The 1827-nt window shown below is 40.3% G+C and carries 2 protein-coding genes; one reads left to right on the forward strand and one right to left on the reverse strand.

All coding sequences use genetic code 11. The features are described 5' to 3' along the window. The first annotated feature begins 182 nt into the window (after positions 1-182). Positions 183-1181, forward strand: a complete 999-nt coding sequence (locus tag ACOVQQ_RS08800) for a T9SS type A sorting domain-containing protein (RefSeq protein ID WP_421817872.1) — start codon at positions 183-185, stop codon at positions 1179-1181. On the opposite strand, the gene rsmG is transcribed toward ACOVQQ_RS08800, so the two are convergent. After that, entirely contained in the window at positions 1178-1795 is a 618-nt protein-coding gene (rsmG, locus tag ACOVQQ_RS08805; RefSeq protein ID WP_421817873.1) for a 16S rRNA (guanine(527)-N(7))-methyltransferase RsmG, read from the reverse strand. The genes ACOVQQ_RS08800 and rsmG overlap by 4 nt on opposite strands. Between the last annotated feature and the right edge of the window lie 32 nt (positions 1796-1827).

Below are 1827 nucleotides of genomic sequence, written 5' to 3' on the forward strand. Positions count from 1 at the left end.
ATCTTTCATGTAAATTCTACAAATTGTATGGATTATAGCAATACGAGCAAAGAACTTAGTACACTTGCTGCTTCAAAACAATTCAAACTACCCAAAGATTTTTATTTTTCTTTTTTTTGTTCGAGCGCCTTTTGCTTTGAAAAAAATTATTACTTTTAAATATTACTTAAAATCAGATTCTTATGAAGCAACAACTACTTTCTTTTTTACTAATTTCTACTACGGCGTTGTTTGCTCAGCAACCAATTACCAATTTCCTAGGAGGACCAAATATGTTTTACGCTTCCTTACAACCAAACAATTTACCCGACCAAAGCTCTTCAGGTAGTAACCAAAGTTTGGTTTATCCTAGCGTAACAAACGGTTCTGTTGTGGAAACGGTCGAAACGCCTACAGCAGCAGAATTAGTTAATTTCCCAGGAGCTACCCATGTGTTTCGAACCTCCGGAATTATCGATGGTAATCCAACAACTTCGAATTCCTACGTCATAATAATCGGTTCGAGTTTGCAAGTAATCGGACTTATAGTCGATACCCTAACCTTAAAATACGATACTAATTCGGCAACAGTTGGAACATATCCGCTTCCGTACAACTTCCAGAATTTCGACGATGCGGTTTCAGGAACTTTTGTTTACGGCCAATACACAGGTACATTTTCCGGCACCTTGACCACCAGTGTTGATGCTGCAGGGGGCTTGTCAATCGGAAATTCGGAAACCTTCAACGTCACCCGTTTGCGAAGCTCACAAGCTTTAGATCTTTCTTACGGAAACTTTGGCGTTGTAGGAAATCTCACCATACAAAGTTCAAACTATTACACAGATAACGCAACTCCTGAATTTCCAATTCTGCGTCAGGCTACTACGTCGTTAGTTGTTCCTTTGCTGCAGATTAATGAAAGCAGAACACGCGTTGAAGTGGCTTCCCAATTTGCTAATACCGGTTTTGAACCTATTGCAAATAATCGTTTATCTTTAGCTGAAAACCCAGTAAACCAGCAGTTAGAACTGGTAACCGATGCGCAAATTACTTCCGTGGAGATTTTTAATATACAAGGAAAATTAATGGGCACCTATTCGAAAACATTGATTGATGTTTCAAATTATGCTTCCGGCGTTTATGTAGCCGTCGTGAGTTCAGCTTACGGAAACAAAACCATTAAATTCGTCAAGAACTAAAACGGTACATAAACTACTTTCTTAGTCTCGAAAAATTCTTCGTGAAAGAACCTAGCAATATCGAATTGTTTCGCTTTCGGGAAATCTGATAATTCTTCAGTCAGATCGCCTCCTTTCAAATACAAAATTCCGTTCTTGAGTTCATGCCGACTCTTAGAACGGAATTTTCCGTTTACCCAAGAGGCAAAATCCGACATATTCGTCACCGCACGGCTAACCACAAAATCAAAATGACCCGGAACTTGGGCCGCGCGCTGTTGTTTTGCACTAACGTTTTTAAGTTCCAAAGCTTCGGCTACAGCTTCAACAACTTTGATTTTTTTACCAATCACATCTACTAAGGTAAACTGCGTTTCGGGAAACAAAATCGCCAGTGGAATTCCTGGAAATCCGCCGCCTGTTCCCACATCTAAAATTTGTGCGTCGGGTAAAAATGCCTGCACTTTCGCGATGGCCAAGGCGTGCAATACGTGCTTTTCGTACAACGAATCGATGTCTTTGCGCGAAATCACGTTAATTTTCGCGTTCCAGTCGGTATACAAGGCTTCCAATTGCTCGAATTGTGCGCGTTGGCTGCTCGTAATTTCCGGGAAGTACGCTAAAATTTGTTCCATGGCTTTTTTTGCAAAAGTAGGAATTGAAGTTT

Origin of the sequence: Flavobacterium sp. (genome assembly GCF_049240005.1) — a bacterium.
Taxonomy (GTDB): Bacteria; Bacteroidota; Bacteroidia; order Flavobacteriales; family Flavobacteriaceae; genus Flavobacterium.